The sequence below is a fragment of the Exiguobacterium acetylicum DSM 20416 genome (genome assembly GCF_000702605.1).
Lineage (GTDB): Bacteria > Bacillota > Bacilli > Exiguobacteriales > Exiguobacteriaceae > Exiguobacterium_A > Exiguobacterium_A acetylicum.
The window spans coordinates 3,026,231-3,044,066 of sequence record NZ_JNIR01000001.1 but is presented as its reverse complement, the minus strand read 5'-3'; the positions used below and the strand labels follow the sequence as shown (position 1 = coordinate 3,044,066).

The following is a 17,836-nucleotide window of genomic DNA, read 5'->3' as shown; positions in this document are numbered from 1 at the left end:
AAAAGTACCGGATATCTCATTTGATATCCGGTACTTTTAGTTAGCTAATAAATTTCGCTTCCTTCTTATCGATGATGTTGCGAATCCGGTTCTCCGTCACCTGATACTGCTCTGCCAATTGACGGGTTGTTTTCCCTTTTTCGTACTGCGCGCGAATCGTTCGAATCTGAAAAGGTGACAGCGTCACATGTTGACCTAACAAGAGATCAAACTCACCAAGTAGTTCAGTATACTGCTGATCGATCGAAGGCAGAACCTCTAAGTTCGACAACTGATCGTCAGCTCGTTTGCCGTTGCGCCAGACGAGTCGCGCTTCCGTGACATCCGCCGTCAGAAAAGCTTGTGCGACGAGTAGACCGACCTGCACCCGCTCTCCTCGACCACGTTGGTAGAGCGTGACTTTCCGGTATCCTTCCCGATTGAGCCGTGGACGGAGCAAGACACCTTTTCGTCGTTGCTGGACACCGCGACACGTCACGATCGTCCGGTCGAGCGACCTTACGCGACCAAGTGATGAGACTTCATATATACCTACATAGCCGATGACGGCTTTCCATTGTTCTTGCATGGTTGTCCTCCTTCAGACAAGGACACGACGGGACTTCATATTTGAATTATACCAAATTACGAACAAACGTTCTAGTGATGTCACTCGTCGGAATATGCTATTCTTAGCAGAAAAAGGAAATGAGGTTCATCTATGAAATTTGTCTTGTTACTTGGTCCCCAAGCAGTCGGAAAGATGACGATCGGTCAGGAAATCGAACGGTTGACGGAGATGAAAGTTTTCCATAACCACCAGACAATCGATCTGTTATTGCCTTATTTTGATTTCTCTGAACCCGCACACCATCGCTTAAAGGATACGATCCGGCGCGAGATGTTCAAGGAAATGGCGAACAGCTCGCTTGAAGGCGTCTTATTTACCTTCCTCTGTCTATTCGGCGTCGAAGGCGGTGGTCTTGAGTTCATCGAAGAGACAGTCGAGTTATTCGAACAAGCAGGTGCTGACGTCTACATCGTTGAACTCGATGCGCCGGTCGCAACTCGTCTGCACCGAAACACGACTGAAAACCGATTGACGCACAAAGTAACGAAGCGCGACCTCGCTGCTTCTGAACAAGACTTACGTGAGACGGCAGACGGATACCGGACACGTTCGCTGCCGGGCGAACTACCGGACGTCAACTATCTCTTCCTCGATACGGAACAGTTAAGTGCACGTGAAAGTGCGGAAGCGATTTGTGCGCACTTTAACTGGTTAAAAGCAACCGTTTAAGCACAAACAAACCCCGTCCTGCTCAGCAGGCGGGGCTTTAATGATGCAGTTCGCGTTCATATCGATCAGCATGCAACTGAAAGCCGTTTCGAAGCCAGACCATCTCACTGCCCGCTTCACTGTAGACACGCGTCAATAATAACGTCCGCGAGAGATACGACAAAATCGACGTCAACGCTTCTGTGATGTATCCGTGCTGATCATCCTCATCAGTCGTCGTATAACGTAAGGTTCCGGTGGGTGCAGTCCATGTGAAGCTAATCGTTCCGACGATCGCTTTTTCACGTAACGCATGCAACGTCCACTTGCAACCTGATTCTTCATCCGTTGCTTCAACAAACAGGCGTGACGTCGTAAAATCCGGATGTCGTCCTTGCATTTAGATCTCCTCCTCGACCTCAAACGGTGCTGTTGCGTAAGCTTCCCCGTTAATCAAAATCGTCAATGTATGTGTTCCAGGATAATGGACACGCGTCGTCATGTTCCGAAACGATTGGCGTCGTTCGACTTGTAAGACACCTTTAACTTCCCGCTCCCGCAGTTGAAACACCTTCCGACTCGTTCCACGTTGTTTGACGTAATCGATTGCGTATTCAAGACGCAGACGTTGTTCAACGGAACTATGCACTTGAAACGAAAACTGTAACTCCTGACCAATCGTCACCGGTGAGACGACCAAGTCCGTAAGCGTGACCTCGCCTTGCGTAACGTGTCCGAATAATTGCAACACTTCTGGGTTTCCGCGCTTCAGTAACGTCCGGGAGGCGTGGCGCAAAATCCAGTCCGTGTTCGGATCTGTTCCTAAGTGACGTTCAATTCGTTCGATCAAGTATTCCGGATGCGTTTTTGAAATATCATTCAAGTGATTGGCGACACTTTTTCGGACGTAAAGTGACGGATCCTGTAATAAGGCGTCAAGAATCGGTAACGCCGGACGCGGATCAGCAATCAGACGCGGGATCGCTTGTCCCCATGGTAAACGCGGTCGTGTCCCTTCAGACGCTAAGCGCCGGACATGTTCATCGTCTGATGTGGTCCATTTGAATGCCTGCTCAAGATAGAGTTCCTGATCAGCAAGTAGAAAACGGCGAACGGCGAACTCTGACGTCGAATGCGGCGTCAACTTGGCGAGTGTCGCTAACGCAAGCGTCCAGTCGGCGAGTGTTGCCGTCCGTTCGACATACTCCGGAAAGACGATTCCCGGTAGACCGGTAAACTGCGGTGCGAGTCGTTCCAGTTCCGCAATCGAGTCCGGAAACGGTGACAAAATCGTCTCCAGTGTCTCCGCCACACGGCGGACGCGCTGTTTAAACGCGAGTTCATTCCAGTCTCCCTGTTCGACTCGTATTCGAAAATCTGGTACGTCGACCGCTTCTCCTAAGCGGTCGAGCCAACTCGGTGAAAACACATCTTTAATCAAACTCATCCTTCATCCAGTCCCCTCTGTGTGCGCTCTAGTTTGAGCAATGTTTCCTTGCGTGCGAGTCCACCCGCGTATCCACCTAAATCCCCATTCGTCCGAATGACCCGATGGCACGGGATGACGATTGCCAGTTGGTTCGCTCCATTCGCTCGTGCGACGGCACGAACAGCGGTCGGTTGACCGATCCGGATCGCCAGCTCTTGGTACGAGATCGTCTCTCCACTCGGAATCCGCTCGAGTTCTTCCCAGACGCGGCGTTGAAATGGTGTTCCGTACCGCATCAGTGGCGTCTGAAACGATACCTGCTCTCCTTTGAAGTAACGACGGAGCTCCGCTTCGATCTGTCCAAAGACCGGTGACTCCCCGGGAACGATGACAGCGCGTGCTTTCTTACGCAATTGTTCGATTTCCCGTTCCAGTCCGCGTCGGTCGACGAACTCAAGCAGATGTAAGAGTTGATCGTCGGCAATCGCCAGCATCGAGCCGAGTGGCGTGTCGAGCCATTTGGCGCGTAAGACCTGCCCGTCAAAGCGCGACGGTGCCTGTCCGAGAATCCGTGCTGACGCCTCACGAAAACCACTACTGGATTCATAACCTCCTACTAACTGTCCTTCGATGACCGGCTTACCGGTCCGGATCTCCTTCATCGCCAGACCCATCCGCCGTGCCCGGGCATACGCGACGAACGTCATCCCGAAGCGTTTCTTGAACTGGCGGCGTGCCGTTGATTCATCCAGACCAAGTGCTCGGAAATCGGCTTCCTTGAATCGTTTGTCCGGTTCTGCCTCGACCGCTTCGATCAAGCGCTGAATCGTACCATGATCGCCGGGATAAGCGAGCGGATGACAACGACGGCACGGTCGATAAGAGGCAAGTAATGCTTCTTGCGCCGTCTCAAAAAACTCACAGTTCTCCGCTTTCGGTTTTCGTGCCGGACACGTCGGACGGCAAAAGATGCCGGTCGTCTTGACGCCGACAAAAAACGTTCCTTCGTACGTCGCGTCTCGGCGAACGAGCGCTTCATAATACGTGTGATGTTCCATCGCCTTCCCCTCCTTTGTCTTTAGTATACCGGCTTGTCCGGTCACGATGTCGCCGAAAATCAGGCATCGATATGTTTAAGATTCACTTAAGAAACATCGTCCTGTTTTCGAAAGGGACGACGTGCATACTACATGATAGACTGACCTAGCAATATGAGACACATATAAAACACCTTGATTAGGCTGCCTGTACACCGTATTTTTTCGGTGTCAGGTAGCCTAATTTTTCTTGGATTCGTTCTTCGTTATAGTAATTTAAGTAATTAGTAACGCGTTCAGAGACCTCATGGTCTCTTAGTGAATTAAATTTGACGTACTGGAATTCCTCGGACTTTAAATTAGAGTGGAACGATTCGATAACTGCGTTGTCCCAACAGTTTCCTCTACGAGACATGCTGCTTGTTAGGTGATTCCTTTTAACGAATTCTTGAAAGGCGTATGACGTATAGACACTTCCTTGGTCCGAATGAAGGATGACCCCTTCGGGATAGTTTCGATTCTCAAGCGCTATCTTCAACGTATCAATCACAAGAGACGTTTGTTGATGCTCGTATAACTTGTATGCGACGATTTCGTTATTAAAAAGATCCATGATGGTGGAAAGATATTTCGTCGTGCTGCCGTATTGGATATAGGTGATATCCGTCACCCACTTTTGATTCGGTTTACTTGCTGTGAAATCGCGCTTGATGAGATCCGGTGCCGTTATGATGCGCTCACCTTGAGACTTCCATCTTCGCTTCGGCTTGATCCGACATTGGAGATGGTGTTTTTGCATGATTTTCTGTACGGTATTCCGATTGGCTTTTAACTGATAGATTTGCTGTAATAATGCCTTTATTTTTCGATGTCCATTCCGATACTTCGTCTGTTTACTTAGTTCAATGACGGTTTTTTCGAGCACCGAAGGTGCTTTCACAGATTCCTTAATCCAACGGTAATAGCTTGCTCTTGGTACATTCAAAGCGCTAAGAATGGCGGTGATTGTATACTTTCTCCGAAGAAACTCTACAATTTTTATGACTACTTCTTTCTCAACTCTCTTTCGATTTCCATGTACTTTTTTAAGATCTCATTTTCCATCTTCAGATGTGACATTTGTCGTTCTCTCTTGTCATCCTCACTCGCAGAATCTGGACCATGTCCATAGGTATATTGTTTACCGATTGGCTGATCAAATCGATAATGTTCGTTAGAGCGATACCATCTCATCCATGTTTTGATTTGAGATTCATTTTTGATTCCGTACTTCTCCATGATTTCTCTCGTCGTTAACTTACCACTCAGCTTTTCTTTGACTACTGCCCATTTTACTTCACTTGAATATACGTTTTTGCCCATGCAAAAACACCTCCGATGTTAGTACTTTTTAAAAGTGTACCACTCCGAAGGTGTTTTATATTGTCTCAAAATTTTAGGTTAGCCCATGATATACTCAACGGAAAGTAGGGTTTTTATGTTTGATTTTTTAAAAGAAGCACTTCACGCACCACTCCGTGTCGGAGCCGTCGCACCAAGCAGTCCACGTCTGGCCGAGATGATGGCACGACGCGCCGTCGCCGATCGTCCGCGTCAGATTCTTGAAGTCGGAGCGGGTGACGGTGCGATTACCAAAGCCTTACTGGCAGCTCGTTCACCAGAAACACATCTCTTGATTTGTGAACGGAGCGAAACGTTCCGCCCCGCACTCGAACAATTACTGACTCAGGAAACGAATGTCACTCTCTTCATTGGTGACGTTCAAGGATTATCCGATTCATGGAGCGGACAGATCGACATCATCGTCAGTGGTCTCCCGTTCGCCTCGTTCCCGGCAGCGTTGCGGCATGACTTATTGGCACAATTCCAAACGTTACTATGACCAGGCGGTCACTTCATCGCCTTTCAATACACCCGGTTCCAGTTCAAGATGTTCCGAGATTATTTTCAAGAACACAGCTATTCGCACACGCTCTACAATCTTCCCCCGGCTTACGTCTTCGAGGGGGTGCAACAGGAGGAAATGAATCATGCCTACGCTCTTGATCGTTGATGACGAAGTCGACATCCGTCAATTGCTTCGACTCTATTTAACAAATGAAGGTTACGAGATCATCGAAGCCGAAAACGGTGAGGAGGCGTTAACGATCCTTGCTTCGCGTCCGATTGATGCGATGTTACTCGACGTGATGATGCCCGTTCGCGATGGCTTCTCGACTGTTCAAGCAGCGCGCGCTGCCGGTCACACGTTACCCGTCTTGATGCTGACGGCGAAACGCGAAGACATGGATAAAATTCAAGGGCTGACCTTCGGGGCGGACGATTACATCGGTAAACCGTTCAATCCGCTTGAAGTCGTCGCCCGCGTCAAGGCACTGCTGCGACGTGTCAGCCAGTATCATGTCCCAACTACGGCTTCAGCAGTCCAGGTGGGACCATTCACGCTCAAAGAAGACGAACGCGTCATCTTTAAGTATGATGTTCCGCTTGCCCTGACCCGCCGTGAATTTGATTGCCTGGCGCTCTTCTTGAATCATCCGCGTCGTGTTTTTTCGGCTGACGACCTGTATGAGCGGGTTTGGCAGGAGGAAGCACTTGGTTCCGCATCGAACGCTGTCATGGTCTTGATCCATAAGCTCCGTGACAAGATCGAGGACGTTCCGAAAGAACCACGCTACCTCCAGACGGTCTGGGGCGTCGGTTATAAGGTCGAACCATGAGACGGATCAAATTGACGGTCTGGATGCTTGTTTTACTTCTGCTCGCTGCATTTTTGAGTACGGCACTTGCCTGGTTGCTGGCGAGTCAATTGCCGCTTGGTGGAAAAACGGTTCCCCGTTACTACTACACGACGGAAGAAGACACGGTGAGCGCTGTTAAAGAGGACATTACACGTTATCAAAATGGACAAATACCGACCGGGCCCTATGATTGGGCAGTATACGATGCCAATGGTCGTCTGGTCAGCGCTTCCGACAAGTATCCAAAAGACTTAACACCGAGCCGACTGCTTGCTGAGCAAACACCAACCGAGCGGGAGCCATCAGACACAGGAAAGGTTAGGACATTGCACCATATCGAAGCGATCAATCTTGGAACCCGTGAGCCTGGCTATTTTTTGACTGTTCAGTCCGATAAACCAACACTCAATGAATATCAAGTCGGTAATTCGAACGCCTTCTTCATCTTACAAGTCGTCTTGTTCATCGTCTTTCTACTGCTTTTAACACGTTGGATCGCTGGTTTGTTCCGCGAACTCGAGCGACGGCTTGAGCGGTTGACGGTCGAACCAGCGCCAACAGAACCGTTACCTCCCGTCAAAGGACCGAAGGAATTCAAGTTGTTCGCCCAATCGATCGAACGAATCGAACAGGAACTCCGCACCTTACGCGTACGCGACCAGGAGCGGTTCGTCGAGCAGTTGCGATTGATCACGAGTCTGTCGCACGACCTACGGACTCCATTGACCTCAATCCAAGGCTTCATTCAGTGGCTAACCGAAAAACACGAGACGTTATCCGCGACGGAACGGACGGAGCTTCTAGCGATCGTCACTCGACAGTCGGAAACTCTCGCTTCCCGGATCGACGAATTGTTCACGCTCGCTAAATTATCGAACACCGATTATCCAGTCGAACGGACATCGCTTGATCTCGTCACACTGACGGAACAAGTCCTGGAACTGTTTCCCGGCATCGATGGCGTCATCGATGGTCCACCTCACGTGGCATTGTTCGCCGATCCGATGCTCTTACGACGCTTGCTTGAGAATTTGATTCGCAATGCGACGCTTCACGGAACTGGTGACCTTCGGATTTCGATCAACGATGAAGCAGAAGACATTCAGCTGATCTGCTCAAATGCGATTGAAACGACCTATACGCTAGAGGAACTAAACACGTGGCTGACGCCATTCGGGACGTCGGATGCTTCTCGCTCGTCTGGTGGCTCCGGCATCGGTTTGTCAATCGTTCAGCAAATCATGGCGCGTCATGAGGGGAGCGTCGCGTTGACTTCAAAAGACAACCGCTTCATCGTGACCTGTCGTTTTCCACATGCTTCTTAAGATTGCACCCGATGTTCGCATCGGGTGCTTTTTTAGTCAGGTTGTTACTTCTTAGACACTTCTTTGAAATTGGAATTCGATACACTAAAGACTGTTAGAAATTAGTTGTCGTTTTAAAGGAGTTGTTCGTGTTTTATGAAATCCTCGTCTCGTTCGATTACATATATGCCAGGGCTTGATGGCTTACGTGCCTTTGCTGTTCTATCTGTCATTCTCTACCACCTGTCCGTTTCATTCTTCTCCGGTGGTTTCCTCGGTGTTGATCTCTTTTTTGTCCTATCTGGTTACCTGATTACTGGTCTCTTGTTACGCGAGTGGCAAACGACCGGACGCCTCGATTTGAAACGGTTTTGGATTCATCGCTTCCGTCGCCTGTTCCCAGCCCTATTCGTCATGCTGTTACTCGTTCTCGGGTACGTAACCGTCTTTGAACGCGAGCTGTTGCACACGGTTCGCCAAGATAGTGCCTTTGCGCTCATTTACGGGACGAACTGGTGGTATATCTTCCATGACGTCTCGTATTTCGAGTCGTTCGGTAAACCGTCACCAATCCAAAATCTTTGGTCGCTCGCAATCGAGGAGCAGTTCTATCTGTTATTCCCGATCTTACTCTGGTTCGGAATGAAAAATCGCCGCTTATTTTTGCAATTGATCGGCGTTGCGATCGGCGCATCCGTGCTCGCGATGGCGATTCAGTTCACACCCGGTGAAGATCCAAGTCGTGTCTACTACGGCACGGATACTCGGTTATTCGCCTTGTTGATCGGCAGTCTGCTCGCTTTCGCGTGGCAGCCGACCCGCTTTAAGCTCGATATCCCAAAACGTGGTGTCCGGTTACTGAATCAAACAGGTGCCGTTACTTTACCGCTCTTACTCATGCTGATGATCGTCACAAGTGAGTTCGGAAGCTTCTTATACCGGGGTGGCTTTTTCCTTGTCTCCGTCCTTGCTGCACTATTGATTGCTGCGATCGCCCACCCGGCGTCGATTTGGAGTCGCTGGTTTGCGCATCCAGCACTTGTCACCATCGGTAAACGATCGTACGGTTTATATCTATGGCATTTTCCCGTCATCACGTTGCTGACACCGGTCGAGCAGATTGGGACGTTCTCGTTGCTTCGGACTGTGTTAATTGTCGTCGTGCTGGTTGCGTTAACCGAAGCATCGTATCGCTTCATCGAACGTCCGATCCGTCAACACGGACTGTCCGGTTACTTAAAGCGTCTATCGTTGCATCCACGACAGTTACGTCAGTTTTCGGCGGTGCAGTGGACGAGTGTTGCCGTATTGACGGTTCTTGTCGTCGGCTTCATTGGTAACTTATCGATTCTTGCTGTCTCCGATACACCGAAGCCAGAACCTGCTTTTCATAAGGTAGCTGCGCCAAAAGAAAAACCGAAACCAGTCCTGAAACCGACGACACCTACAGCAAAATCCGATCAGCGGAAAATCTGTCGTCCAACGCTCGCGATCGGGGACTCGGTGTTACTCGGTGTTGAAGATTATCTCGGCAGTACACTTAAACAACTGACGATTGATGCGAAACTCGGACGGCAGTTGCGGGAAGCAATTCCGCTGAGTGAGCAGTATGCTGCGTACAATCAGCACGGACGCCAAGTCATTCTCCACCTCGGAACGAACGGTAGCTTCCGTAAGGATCAGTTGAATAGTTTGCTCGATCAATTCGCAAATGCCGATCACGTCTATCTCGTCACTGCACGCGTCCCGCGTCCATGGGAAGCAGAAGTCAATCAGATGTTACGGGAAGCATCGAAACGGAAGCGGGTCGAACTGATTGACTGGCATGCCGTTGCCGTCAAACATCCATCTTACTTCGAAGCAGATGGTGTCCATTTGAATATCAAGGGAGCACGTGCCTATTCGAAGATTCTTGCGAAAGCGACGAATTGTGCTGTTTCAACGAAATAAGACCACGTCAAACAAGGTAGCGGAACGATCCGCTACCTTGTTTTTTTGTACTCACCCTGTCGCTAGCAGCCCAAGATAAATCAAACTGACGCTGAATAAACTCAGCAAGACACCCACTGCATGGCGACGATATCCGAGTAAAAGCAATGGTAGCGTGGCGATGCCAATCATCAAGACCCACCCCTCCCCTGCTGGACCACTGACCGGCAGTTGCCCTAGCGTCGGTTGTTCCAGACGACTGAGTGAAGCGCTCGCCATGAACAGCAATACTAAAATGATACTCTCCATCCGGAGTAGTGGACGCGGATCGTACGTTGAGTCGAAACGCAACCGACGCCTTACGAGCGTTCCATTACAGAAGGCGTAGAACAAAAGTGGTAGCAGCAAGAGGTGCTTCAGCAACAACGCTTGACCGTATGGCACACCCCAGAGATTCGTATAGCGTTCAAGTGGAATCGCCAGTTGCATCAGTAACAGACCCGACAGGATGACACCCGTAAAGGCGATCCGGGCAAACGGACTGAACCAACTTAAAAAGGCAGACCAATGAGCGGTCGAGCGGGCACCGATGGCTATCCAAAACACGACACCGATCCATGCTGTCACACATAAGAAGTGACTAAATTGAAGCGTCCACCCGAGCGCACCGTATTTGGCCGCCGCATGACTTGTTCCTGCGATACCAATCCATAACGGGATCGTCAAGAGTGCGAGCAGGATGGACCGTCGCTTTTGCCATGCGAATACGATCAACAGGAGTAAAGCAGAGAAGTAAACGACAAGAAACATCCGACCGATATGCAACTCCAGTAACCCCGTTCGTAGAGCTTCTGTCATCGTTTGCGTCGAAAGTAGAAAACGAACGGCACCAAAGACCGGGATGCTCGTTCCAAGAACGAGCATCCCGAGTCCCGCTACCGCCCACGACGTACCGTCCATTAATGGCGGTTTCCGTTTCCTTGGGATGAAGCATAATACCAAATAGCCCATCCAAAGCGCTCCACCCATGTAGACGAGTAGTTCTCCTAGAAACGCACTCATGTCGTGCGACGACGTAACAAGAGAAGGATGACGATACTGATTAACAGTCCCCCGACGATCCATGGGAGCAGTGTCGGAACGAGTCCTTTTGAAACTGGCTCCGCTTCAGGAACGACTGCTGCTTTTGTTTCCATCGGCTCAGCCTTTTCTACGGTGCTTGTTTCAGCTTTTGCCTCACCTAGTATCGTAAAACGAATCGTTCCTTTAACGGGATGACCATCATCTGAAATCGATGCCCACTTGATCGTATATTTTCCTTCCGTTAAAGGCTCTGAGACGACAGCACTCAGTTCATTTCCGATGATGAGCGGTTTTGCGAGAGACTGTTCGACGCCATTCGCGTCTACTACACGTAAGGTGCTTGTTTTTTCAACAGCCTCACTGAACGTCAAGCGGATTCGATCGACGGGTTCAGATAATGCCGATCCCTCTGCCGGATTCGAGCTTTTTAAACTCGTATGTGCTTCGACCGATATGGGCAACAGACAAACGAGGAATAGGAGTACAAATCGGATGATGCGCATGTCGTTTACCTCCTTTCTGCTTGATGTGTACAAGAAAACCCGCTGTTGCCAGCGGGTCGTCCTTTATTGTTGCGGGCGACGACGGAGTGCGAAGAATCCAAGGATCGATGCTGCTGCGATACCAAGCAATGACCAAACGATACCTGTCGTCGATGCTTCTTCTTGCATACCACCGAGACCTGTGTTTGGCATTCCAGGCGCACCTTTGAATTTATCTGGGAACTGATCGACGATTGCTGTCGCAGTTCCTTCCCCTACGCCGTACATATGCGCGTACGCTTCGCGAATTGCTGGGTACGTTTTGTCGTAATCTTTTTCATTGTAGCTATTGAAGGCAAGTAAGAGTTGGTCAATGTGAACCTTCAATCCTTCTTCCAAATCTTTCGCTTTCAAGCGTCTTTCTGTTGCTGCATCAAGGAATGCTGCCTGTTCGACACGGTACTCATCGAGTTCCTTCACAGCCATGTCGCGTGCTTGATCATCTTTCGCACCTGTTGCTTTGACATAGTCAACGAAGTAGCCGATGTGGCTCGACCAAATCTTCTTGAATTGTTGCGCTGCTTCACTACCATAAACAGAGCCAATCGAAGCTGTCAGGTCATCCGTATTTTGATTCAAGGCACCAGCTGCAGCGTCAAAGTCTTTTGCTCCGTCAATTCCTTTTTGCATCGCGAGCACTGCAAGCGCCGCGTGTTCAGAGAAGTTTCGGTTCAGTCCGGCACGAAGATCAGCTGCTGGTGTATCAACTTTCGTATTTTTGAATTTATCTGGGTACTGATCGACGATCGCACCAGATAACCCTTCTCCCACCATATACATATGCTCGATTGCTTTACGTAGATTACTGTAGGCAGCATCATAATCACCAGCAACGTAGCTATCAAACGATGTTAACAGTTGCGTGATATGGACTTTTAGTCCTGCTTCGAGATCCGCTGCCTTCAGACGTCCTTCCGTTGCTTTATCGAGGAACGCAGCCTGTTCGACACGATACTCATCAAGCTCTTTCAATGCTTTTTGTTTCGCGTCTTCGTCCTTGGCACCAGTTGCTTTGACGTAATCGACGAAGTAACCGATATGGCTCGCCCAGATTTCTTTGAAGGCAGCGCCTGCTTCTTCCCCGTAGACGGAACCAACAGCTGCCGATAAATCATCCGTGTTTTGATTCAAGGCACCGGCTGCCTGCTCAAAATCTTCTTTACCATCAATTCCTTTTTGCATCGCAACGACTGCGAGATACGCGTGTTCAGATAGAATTTGATCGAGTGTCGCTCGTAAATCCGATGCTGGAGATGAGACATCGAGGGAGACTTTTCCTGAACTGTGAGACATCTTACTATGGTCCTCATGACCATGTGCACTAACACCTGCTGCTGGAATCAACAATGCGGCACTAAGCGGAACAGCGAGATACGACTTTTTCATCTTCATCTTATGAACACCCCTTTGATTTTTTGGACTTCACATAGATAACGTAAGAAGTTCACGAATGGTTTTATCTTTTTACATTTTTTATTTAAAATATTTTTTCTAACGAAATAAACTTATGCAGCACTTTCATTATTTTTTAGTTTTTATTTACTCATTTCGCGAAACAGCCAACTTATTTTCTAATCATTTCATTAGAATCTTCTTATAACCTCATCTTTTATCTTTTATAGAACAGGAGTGGACTTATGAAACGGATTGTCATTGGCGCAGTACTTGCTTCGTTCGTCGTCTCGCAAGCAGTTGGACCTGTCGAAGCAAAAAGTAAAGCGAAGAAGAAACCTGTCGTGCAAGTCGATCGAGACAAAAATGGGATTCCAGATGCTTGGCAAAAACAATATCATTTGGGATATGGAAAACAAGTCGCGACAAAAGATCACGATCGCGACGGTTTGATGAATGCACAAGAGTATCAACTTCGCCTCAACCCTACAAAATCGGATTCGGACCGCGACGGAATCAAGGATGGGAAAGAAGATTCGGACCGCGATTCCCTTACGAATCAACAAGAATACACAGCGCATCTAAATCCGTTGAAGAAGGATTCCGATCAAGATGGTATTTCTGATGATAAAGAAGACCAAGATCAGGATCGATTGACGACACGAGAAGAATTCATCGTGGGTACGCAGCCACTGAAAAATGATTCAGATCGTGACGGCATCAAAGATAACGAAGAGGACCGCGATCAAGATACGCTTCTGAATGAAGACGAATTCGAACTTGGTTCTGATCCAACCAAAGCAGACAGCGATCAGGACGGGACTCGAGATGATCAGGAAGATACGGATCAAGACGGAGTTCAGAATGACCAAGAACTCAAACGGATCATGATCAAAGTGACGGATACGAATAAGAAAAAGTTCGAGTGGCGTTACAGTAATGAACATCAACGGAAAGAATTGCGCTTTAAAGACGAGATCGGTATTACTGACGTTGCGACGTTAAAAGATCGTCTTCTCGTCACACCATCGATGACGGAAGAAGAATTATTAACGTTAGTCGCACAGGCACTTCAATTGCCAAACATCAAAACGTTACACGTCCAGATCAAGTTCTATAATGGACAGGAACTCGAATCAGAAGATGAGCACTCGGATGACGATGATTCTTCGGATGACTCAGAAGATGATGATCAAGATGATGATTCAGACGATGACGGGGATGATCACGGAGATCATGGTGATGACGATTAATCGTCTATACGAAAAATGAGAGGGCGGAATAGTATTCCACCCTCTCATTTTTTATTTCCTTATTCTTCAATGATGGTGACCGCTACTTCCGCCAGCTGGTTTTGCTCCACCTTGTAAGATTTTTAAATCTTCTTTCGATAACTCACCGACGATGAACTGCCGTGTTGGCATGATCATCGTACCTTCACTGCTTGCATGCGCTTTGACATAATACAAACCGGATTTCGGTAGTGCCTTCGCAATCGTATAGACACCTGGCTTTGTCTCCTCTGCCGGTTCCATACTATAGCGTACTGTTCCATCCGCTTTCCAGATTTCGAAATGTACATAATCGACTTTTTGAACCGGTTCGGCTTCACGCCAGACTGTTGCTTCAAACGTCTGCTTTTTCTTGGCATCCGGTTGTAAGTCCTTTGGGATATTCATTTTGATCGATAACGGCTTAGCTACGGCATACTGTTCTGCTGCATCGGAATCGACCGCACAGCCAGCAAGACTCGTCGTCGTGACGAGCAGTCCGCCGAGCATGAGTGTTTGTATCGATTTACGCATTGAAGAACCTCCTTACACTCGGAATACGACGGATGACGAGGAAATCGACCAGCCAGACGACGAGCAACGATAGACCGACGAGCGGGAAGACGATTCCCAGCACGACAAGCACAGCGAGGAATCCTTTCAACATGAATGCTTTCGGTCCTTTCGGTGCCCCCATTCCTGTGCTTGGTTTTCGTTTCAACCAGAGATAGAAACCACTGACCGCTACGAGAATGATTCCAAGACAAATCAATAGACTGATCAATTGGTTGAACCAGCCGAATTCAGTTCCTTTGTGAAGCGTGATTCCGGTCGCGACGATTTTACCGACGACTCCATAGTTGTCATAACGGTAGTCAGCGAGCACGGCACCGGAATATTGATCGAGATGGATCGTCGCTTCATTCTGTGCTTTCGCTGGATACGCGGACAGTGTATAAACACCGCTCGGATCGCTTGGAATACTAATTTTAAAGCTTGGGTCCATTCCCTGTTGTTTACCGATCGCAACGATGTCATCGATCGAAGCCGGAACAGCTCCTTCGACTTTTGACTGCGGAACATCAAGTGTTTCAGCAGCCCATGGGACTTCCGCAATATCCTTCGTTTGAAGCGTTGACGTCGGTGCCTCCCCACCCCAGATGGACGGGGGATAGCCCAGTCCTTGGTTCGTGACGAGGGACTGGAAGTTTGCTCCCCAGAAACCGGACCACGGTAAGCCAGTCAAGATCAGGAACAGCATCCCTGCTGTGATCCAGAATGCCGGAACGGCGTGGAGATCACGACGAAATAGCTTCTTTCCTTGACGCAATCGCGGAAACAATACGCCGGCCACCCCTTTTTCTTTACGCGGGAACCACAAGAATAATCCTGTCACGATCAAGACGATTGCCCAACAGGCAACGAGTTCAACGAATCGGTCGCCGGTCGTTCCCGCCATCAGTTCTCCGTGGATCTCTTCGATTTTATTCATGATCCGGTCATCGTCTGATAATGTTCCGATGATTTTCCCGGAATACGGATTGACGAAGACGGTCGCCGACATGTCTGGTGACGAAACCTTCACTTCACTGGATCGATTGTCGGATTCACCCGGTCGGTACGACGTGACGAGTGCATCGGGATACTTCGCTTTGACGCGATCGATCTGTTCCGTTGCCGTGATGCGATCTGCTTTTGGTGTAACTTCATAATACGATTGATACAGGACGTTTTCGATTTGCGGCTTAAAAAGATAAATGGATCCTGTCACAGCAAGCATGACGAGGAACGGCGCAAAAATGATACCAGTATAAAAGTGCCACCGCCAAATCGTCCGGTAAGCAGAAGAAGTCGGTGCTTTTTTGACCGTCTCTTCTGTCTGCATGAGATTCATATGTATCCTCCTCTAATAATAAATATGTCCACTCTGTGAACACCTCCTAGTATAAGCGTTTACAATCCAATTTCAGACACTTGCTTGTGACGATAAATTGCCAATACAGTGTGTAAATCACGTAGCTTTTAAGAAGTGAAAAACGTCTTTTTTTGACAATGATTTCACTTTTCTTGTAGATTACTTCTTATTTCAAAAAACTATCTTTATTCATAAAATCAAACTTCATCTAAAAAAGCGAATCCTGATCTGGATTCGCTTGCTCGTGTGATGTTTTTATATTGAAGAACTTTCCTCGACTGATTCCTTTTGACGCCGATGATGCACGATACCAATTACGGCAATACCGATTACGATGATCAAGACAGAGCCGACGATTCCTGGATTCACCTGAAGCCAGTTCCACAGTTCCGACCAGGTGACGGCTTCTCCGATCCGGACGATTAAAAAGGTCCAAAGACCGGTATAAACGCCTGCCGCTAAGAACGTCATCACTAAATAGCGTGGTAACGGATAACCAAGAAGTCCGGCGACATAATGAATCGGATGTCTGACGCCGGGTAAGAAGAACGATAGTCCAATCGCCCATAATCCGCGTCGTTCGATGATCGTTTCTGCTCGTTCCAAGAAACGTGACTTCATCCACCGTTTGACGAGCGGAATCTCACGGAAGAACCGTGCAAGTAAATAAAACCATGTAAAAGCAATGAAGAAAACCGGCCATGCGGTCAACCAAATGACGACCGGGTACATTCCCTCCCGTAAACGTAATGCCGCAAAACTCATCATCAAGACATCGTCCGACAATGGGGTGAACATGATTCCGCCAGCCAGGCGGACGAGTGCCATGATATCCATCACGTATCCCTTCTTTCTGTTTCTCTCTATATTCAGTATCCCCGATTTTTCTGAAGTTGAGCCCTACCCATTTCTTAAGTTCTTCTTTAGCTTTACTTTTTCGATCAATATGAATCATCATCGATGACTGAAAATCATTCACACCATATGACATGTAGACGCAATCGATTCATAAAACATTCTTTTCCTACATCGAGAAAAAGGGTTTCATCCATCCGTTCGAGAAGGGGTACAACGTACATCTGAACGCTCATCTGATAGGAGGAATTTCCATGTTACATCGCCGGAAGACCTATACGATTCGTCCCGAACGCCTAGAAGAATTCACTGAGTTTTTCCATACCTATTTGTACCCGCTTCAAGTCAGCCATGGTGCCCGTCTTGTTGGGCGCTGGGTGACGGAAGCAGAAGATGAAGTCATCGCCATCTGGGAATACCGTGACCGCGAACACTTCGAACAAGTCGATCGTGATGTCCGCAACAGTGCCTTACGTCGTGAAGCGATGGAGAAGCGCGCACGCCTCGGCAAAAACCTTTATATCAAATCGTATGAAGATTTTATGACAGCGACCGGTACGTATGCTCCCCCTCGCGCGATCGTCAGCGTGACCGCGTATATCACGAACGATGCCGGTGAAGTTCTCCTCGTCCGTAACCTGCATCGTGGTGATACGTACGAGATGCCGGGTGGACAAGTCGAGAATCATGAGTCAATTCTTGACGCCATCAAACGCGAAGTCAAAGAAGAGACCGGTGTCGATGTCTCAATCGATGGTATCACCGGTATTTATCAAAATGTCTCAAGCCATGTCCTGTGCGTCTGCTTCCGTGGAAAAGCGGTCGGTGGTGAACTCGCGACCCAAGAAGGCGAAACGACGGATGTCGGCTTCTTCCCACTGACACGTGACTCGCTGAGTGAGTATATCAAACGGGAGCACTTCCAGTTGCGGACGCTTGATGCGATGGATCCACATTACTTTCCGCATGCCTTATATAAAGTCAGACCGTATGAACTGATCAGCCGGTACGACGGTAATACAACGTCGTCTTCACGGTAAACCAAAAATCCCCTTACAGTGTTTTCACTGCAAGGGGATT

18 protein-coding genes are annotated in these 17,836 nt (G+C 48.5%); 7 read left to right on the top strand and 11 right to left on the bottom strand.

Annotated elements, in window-relative coordinates; translation table 11 throughout:
- Positions 1 to 40: 40 nt before the first annotated feature.
- Positions 41 to 568, bottom strand: a complete 528-nt coding sequence (locus P401_RS18145; protein ID WP_051656335.1) for an NUMOD4 domain-containing protein — start codon at positions 566 to 568, stop codon at positions 41 to 43.
- A 132-nt stretch (positions 569 to 700) separates the two neighbouring features.
- On the opposite strand from P401_RS18145, the gene P401_RS0116170 reads away from it, so the two are divergent.
- Positions 701 to 1,279 (top strand): AAA family ATPase, encoded by a 579-nt coding sequence (locus P401_RS0116170; RefSeq protein WP_029343259.1) that lies wholly within the window; start codon positions 701 to 703, stop codon positions 1,277 to 1,279.
- A 37-nt stretch (positions 1,280 to 1,316) separates the two neighbouring features.
- Here the strand turns inward: P401_RS0116170 and P401_RS0116165 are convergent, their stop codons facing one another.
- The 4 genes from P401_RS0116165 to P401_RS0116150 all read right to left on the bottom strand — a co-directional run bounded on the left by P401_RS0116165 (position 1,317) and on the right by P401_RS0116150 (position 5,086).
- Entirely contained in the window at positions 1,317 to 1,658 is a 342-nt protein-coding gene (locus P401_RS0116165) for a GNAT family N-acetyltransferase (RefSeq protein WP_051656334.1), read from the bottom strand.
- The gene (locus tag P401_RS0116160; protein WP_029343257.1) at positions 1,659 to 2,705 is read right to left on the bottom strand and encodes a DNA alkylation repair protein; all 1,047 of its coding nucleotides are present in this window, start codon (positions 2,703 to 2,705) and stop codon (positions 1,659 to 1,661) included.
- The gene (locus tag P401_RS0116155; RefSeq protein ID WP_029343255.1) at positions 2,702 to 3,745 is read right to left on the bottom strand and encodes a bifunctional transcriptional activator/DNA repair enzyme AdaA; all 1,044 of its coding nucleotides are present in this window, start codon (positions 3,743 to 3,745) and stop codon (positions 2,702 to 2,704) included. The genes P401_RS0116160 and P401_RS0116155 overlap by 4 nt, the downstream gene beginning before the upstream one ends.
- A 178-nt stretch (positions 3,746 to 3,923) precedes the next feature.
- Positions 3,924 to 5,086 (bottom strand): IS3 family transposase gene (locus P401_RS0116150; protein ID WP_152548164.1). Its coding sequence is split into 2 segments (ribosomal slippage): positions 3,924 to 4,810 and positions 4,810 to 5,086, totalling 1,164 coding nucleotides; the frame shifts between segments, so codons are not numbered across the junction.
- A gap of 115 nt (positions 5,087 to 5,201) precedes the next feature.
- Between P401_RS0116150 and P401_RS0116140 the strand changes: the two genes are divergently transcribed.
- From P401_RS0116140 to P401_RS0116120, 4 genes are all read left to right on the top strand, one after another.
- Complete coding sequence (locus P401_RS0116140) at positions 5,202 to 5,606, top strand: class I SAM-dependent methyltransferase (protein ID WP_029343254.1); 405 nt, start codon at positions 5,202 to 5,204, stop codon at positions 5,604 to 5,606.
- A gap of 148 nt (positions 5,607 to 5,754) precedes the next feature.
- A complete protein-coding gene (locus P401_RS0116130; RefSeq protein WP_029343253.1) occupies positions 5,755 to 6,444 on the top strand; it encodes a response regulator transcription factor in 690 nt (229 codons plus the stop codon).
- Complete coding sequence (locus tag P401_RS0116125; protein ID WP_029343252.1) at positions 6,441 to 7,790, top strand: sensor histidine kinase; 1,350 nt, start codon at positions 6,441 to 6,443, stop codon at positions 7,788 to 7,790. The genes P401_RS0116130 and P401_RS0116125 overlap by 4 nt, the downstream gene beginning before the upstream one ends.
- 135 nt (positions 7,791 to 7,925) lie before the next feature.
- Positions 7,926 to 9,719: an acyltransferase family protein gene (locus P401_RS0116120; protein ID WP_029343251.1), complete on the top strand. Its 1,794-nt coding sequence runs from the start codon at positions 7,926 to 7,928 to the stop codon at positions 9,717 to 9,719.
- A gap of 51 nt (positions 9,720 to 9,770) precedes the next feature.
- On the opposite strand, the gene P401_RS0116115 is transcribed toward P401_RS0116120, so the two are convergent.
- The 3 genes from P401_RS0116115 to P401_RS0116105 form a co-directional block, all read right to left on the bottom strand.
- On the bottom strand, positions 9,771 to 10,760 hold the full coding sequence (locus P401_RS0116115) for a copper resistance D family protein (protein ID WP_160171466.1): 990 nt from the start codon (positions 10,758 to 10,760) through the stop codon (positions 9,771 to 9,773).
- Positions 10,757 to 11,284 (bottom strand): copper resistance CopC family protein, encoded by a 528-nt coding sequence (locus tag P401_RS18140; protein WP_051656333.1) that lies wholly within the window; start codon positions 11,282 to 11,284, stop codon positions 10,757 to 10,759. The genes P401_RS0116115 and P401_RS18140 overlap by 4 nt, the downstream gene beginning before the upstream one ends.
- Positions 11,285 to 11,347: 63 nt before the next feature.
- Positions 11,348 to 12,715: a hypothetical protein gene (locus P401_RS0116105; protein WP_029343248.1), complete on the bottom strand. Its 1,368-nt coding sequence runs from the start codon at positions 12,713 to 12,715 to the stop codon at positions 11,348 to 11,350.
- 245 nt (positions 12,716 to 12,960) lie between these two features.
- On the opposite strand from P401_RS0116105, the gene P401_RS18135 reads away from it, so the two are divergent.
- Positions 12,961 to 13,968 carry a hypothetical protein gene (locus P401_RS18135; protein ID WP_051656332.1) on the top strand — a complete coding sequence of 336 codons (1,008 nt, stop codon included), beginning with the start codon at positions 12,961 to 12,963 and terminating at the stop codon, positions 13,966 to 13,968.
- A 66-nt stretch (positions 13,969 to 14,034) separates the two neighbouring features.
- Here the strand turns inward: P401_RS18135 and P401_RS0116095 are convergent, their stop codons facing one another.
- From P401_RS0116095 to P401_RS0116085, 3 genes are all read right to left on the bottom strand, one after another.
- The gene (locus P401_RS0116095; RefSeq protein ID WP_029343246.1) at positions 14,035 to 14,520 is read right to left on the bottom strand and encodes a FixH family protein; all 486 of its coding nucleotides are present in this window, start codon (positions 14,518 to 14,520) and stop codon (positions 14,035 to 14,037) included.
- The gene (locus P401_RS0116090; RefSeq protein ID WP_029343245.1) at positions 14,513 to 15,880 is read right to left on the bottom strand and encodes a PepSY-associated TM helix domain-containing protein; all 1,368 of its coding nucleotides are present in this window, start codon (positions 15,878 to 15,880) and stop codon (positions 14,513 to 14,515) included. The genes P401_RS0116095 and P401_RS0116090 overlap by 8 nt, the downstream gene beginning before the upstream one ends.
- A 276-nt stretch (positions 15,881 to 16,156) precedes the next feature.
- Positions 16,157 to 16,738 (bottom strand): DedA family protein, encoded by a 582-nt coding sequence (locus tag P401_RS0116085; RefSeq protein ID WP_029343244.1) that lies wholly within the window; start codon positions 16,736 to 16,738, stop codon positions 16,157 to 16,159.
- A 272-nt stretch (positions 16,739 to 17,010) separates the two neighbouring features.
- Between P401_RS0116085 and P401_RS18130 the strand changes: the two genes are divergently transcribed.
- A complete protein-coding gene (locus tag P401_RS18130) occupies positions 17,011 to 17,796 on the top strand; it encodes an NUDIX domain-containing protein (RefSeq protein ID WP_051656331.1) in 786 nt (261 codons plus the stop codon).
- Positions 17,797 to 17,836: the final 40 nt, after the last annotated feature.

What these genes read in the sequence shown, in the direction of transcription:
- P401_RS18145 (WP_051656335.1), bottom strand. Translation starts at nt 568, where the DNA reads ATGCAAGAACAATGGAAAGCCGTCATCGGCTATGTAGGTATATATGAA.
- P401_RS0116170 (WP_029343259.1), top strand. Translation starts at nt 701, where the DNA reads ATGAAATTTGTCTTGTTACTTGGTCCCCAAGCAGTCGGAAAGATGACG.
- P401_RS0116165 (WP_051656334.1), bottom strand. Translation starts at nt 1,658, where the DNA reads ATGCAAGGACGACATCCGGATTTTACGACGTCACGCCTGTTTGTTGAA.
- P401_RS0116160 (WP_029343257.1), bottom strand. Translation starts at nt 2,705, where the DNA reads ATGAGTTTGATTAAAGATGTGTTTTCACCGAGTTGGCTCGACCGCTTA.
- P401_RS0116155 (WP_029343255.1), bottom strand. Translation starts at nt 3,745, where the DNA reads ATGGAACATCACACGTATTATGAAGCGCTCGTTCGCCGAGACGCGACG.
- P401_RS0116140 (WP_029343254.1), top strand. Translation starts at nt 5,202, where the DNA reads ATGTTTGATTTTTTAAAAGAAGCACTTCACGCACCACTCCGTGTCGGA.
- P401_RS0116130 (WP_029343253.1), top strand. Translation starts at nt 5,755, where the DNA reads ATGCCTACGCTCTTGATCGTTGATGACGAAGTCGACATCCGTCAATTG.
- P401_RS0116125 (WP_029343252.1), top strand. Translation starts at nt 6,441, where the DNA reads ATGAGACGGATCAAATTGACGGTCTGGATGCTTGTTTTACTTCTGCTC.
- P401_RS0116120 (WP_029343251.1), top strand. Translation starts at nt 7,926, where the DNA reads ATGAAATCCTCGTCTCGTTCGATTACATATATGCCAGGGCTTGATGGC.
- P401_RS0116115 (WP_160171466.1), bottom strand. Translation starts at nt 10,760, where the DNA reads ATGAGTGCGTTTCTAGGAGAACTACTCGTCTACATGGGTGGAGCGCTT.
- P401_RS18140 (WP_051656333.1), bottom strand. Translation starts at nt 11,284, where the DNA reads ATGCGCATCATCCGATTTGTACTCCTATTCCTCGTTTGTCTGTTGCCC.
- P401_RS0116105 (WP_029343248.1), bottom strand. Translation starts at nt 12,715, where the DNA reads ATGAAGATGAAAAAGTCGTATCTCGCTGTTCCGCTTAGTGCCGCATTG.
- P401_RS18135 (WP_051656332.1), top strand. Translation starts at nt 12,961, where the DNA reads ATGAAACGGATTGTCATTGGCGCAGTACTTGCTTCGTTCGTCGTCTCG.
- P401_RS0116095 (WP_029343246.1), bottom strand. Translation starts at nt 14,520, where the DNA reads ATGCGTAAATCGATACAAACACTCATGCTCGGCGGACTGCTCGTCACG.
- P401_RS0116090 (WP_029343245.1), bottom strand. Translation starts at nt 15,880, where the DNA reads ATGAATCTCATGCAGACAGAAGAGACGGTCAAAAAAGCACCGACTTCT.
- P401_RS0116085 (WP_029343244.1), bottom strand. Translation starts at nt 16,738, where the DNA reads ATGGATATCATGGCACTCGTCCGCCTGGCTGGCGGAATCATGTTCACC.
- P401_RS18130 (WP_051656331.1), top strand. Translation starts at nt 17,011, where the DNA reads ATGTTACATCGCCGGAAGACCTATACGATTCGTCCCGAACGCCTAGAA.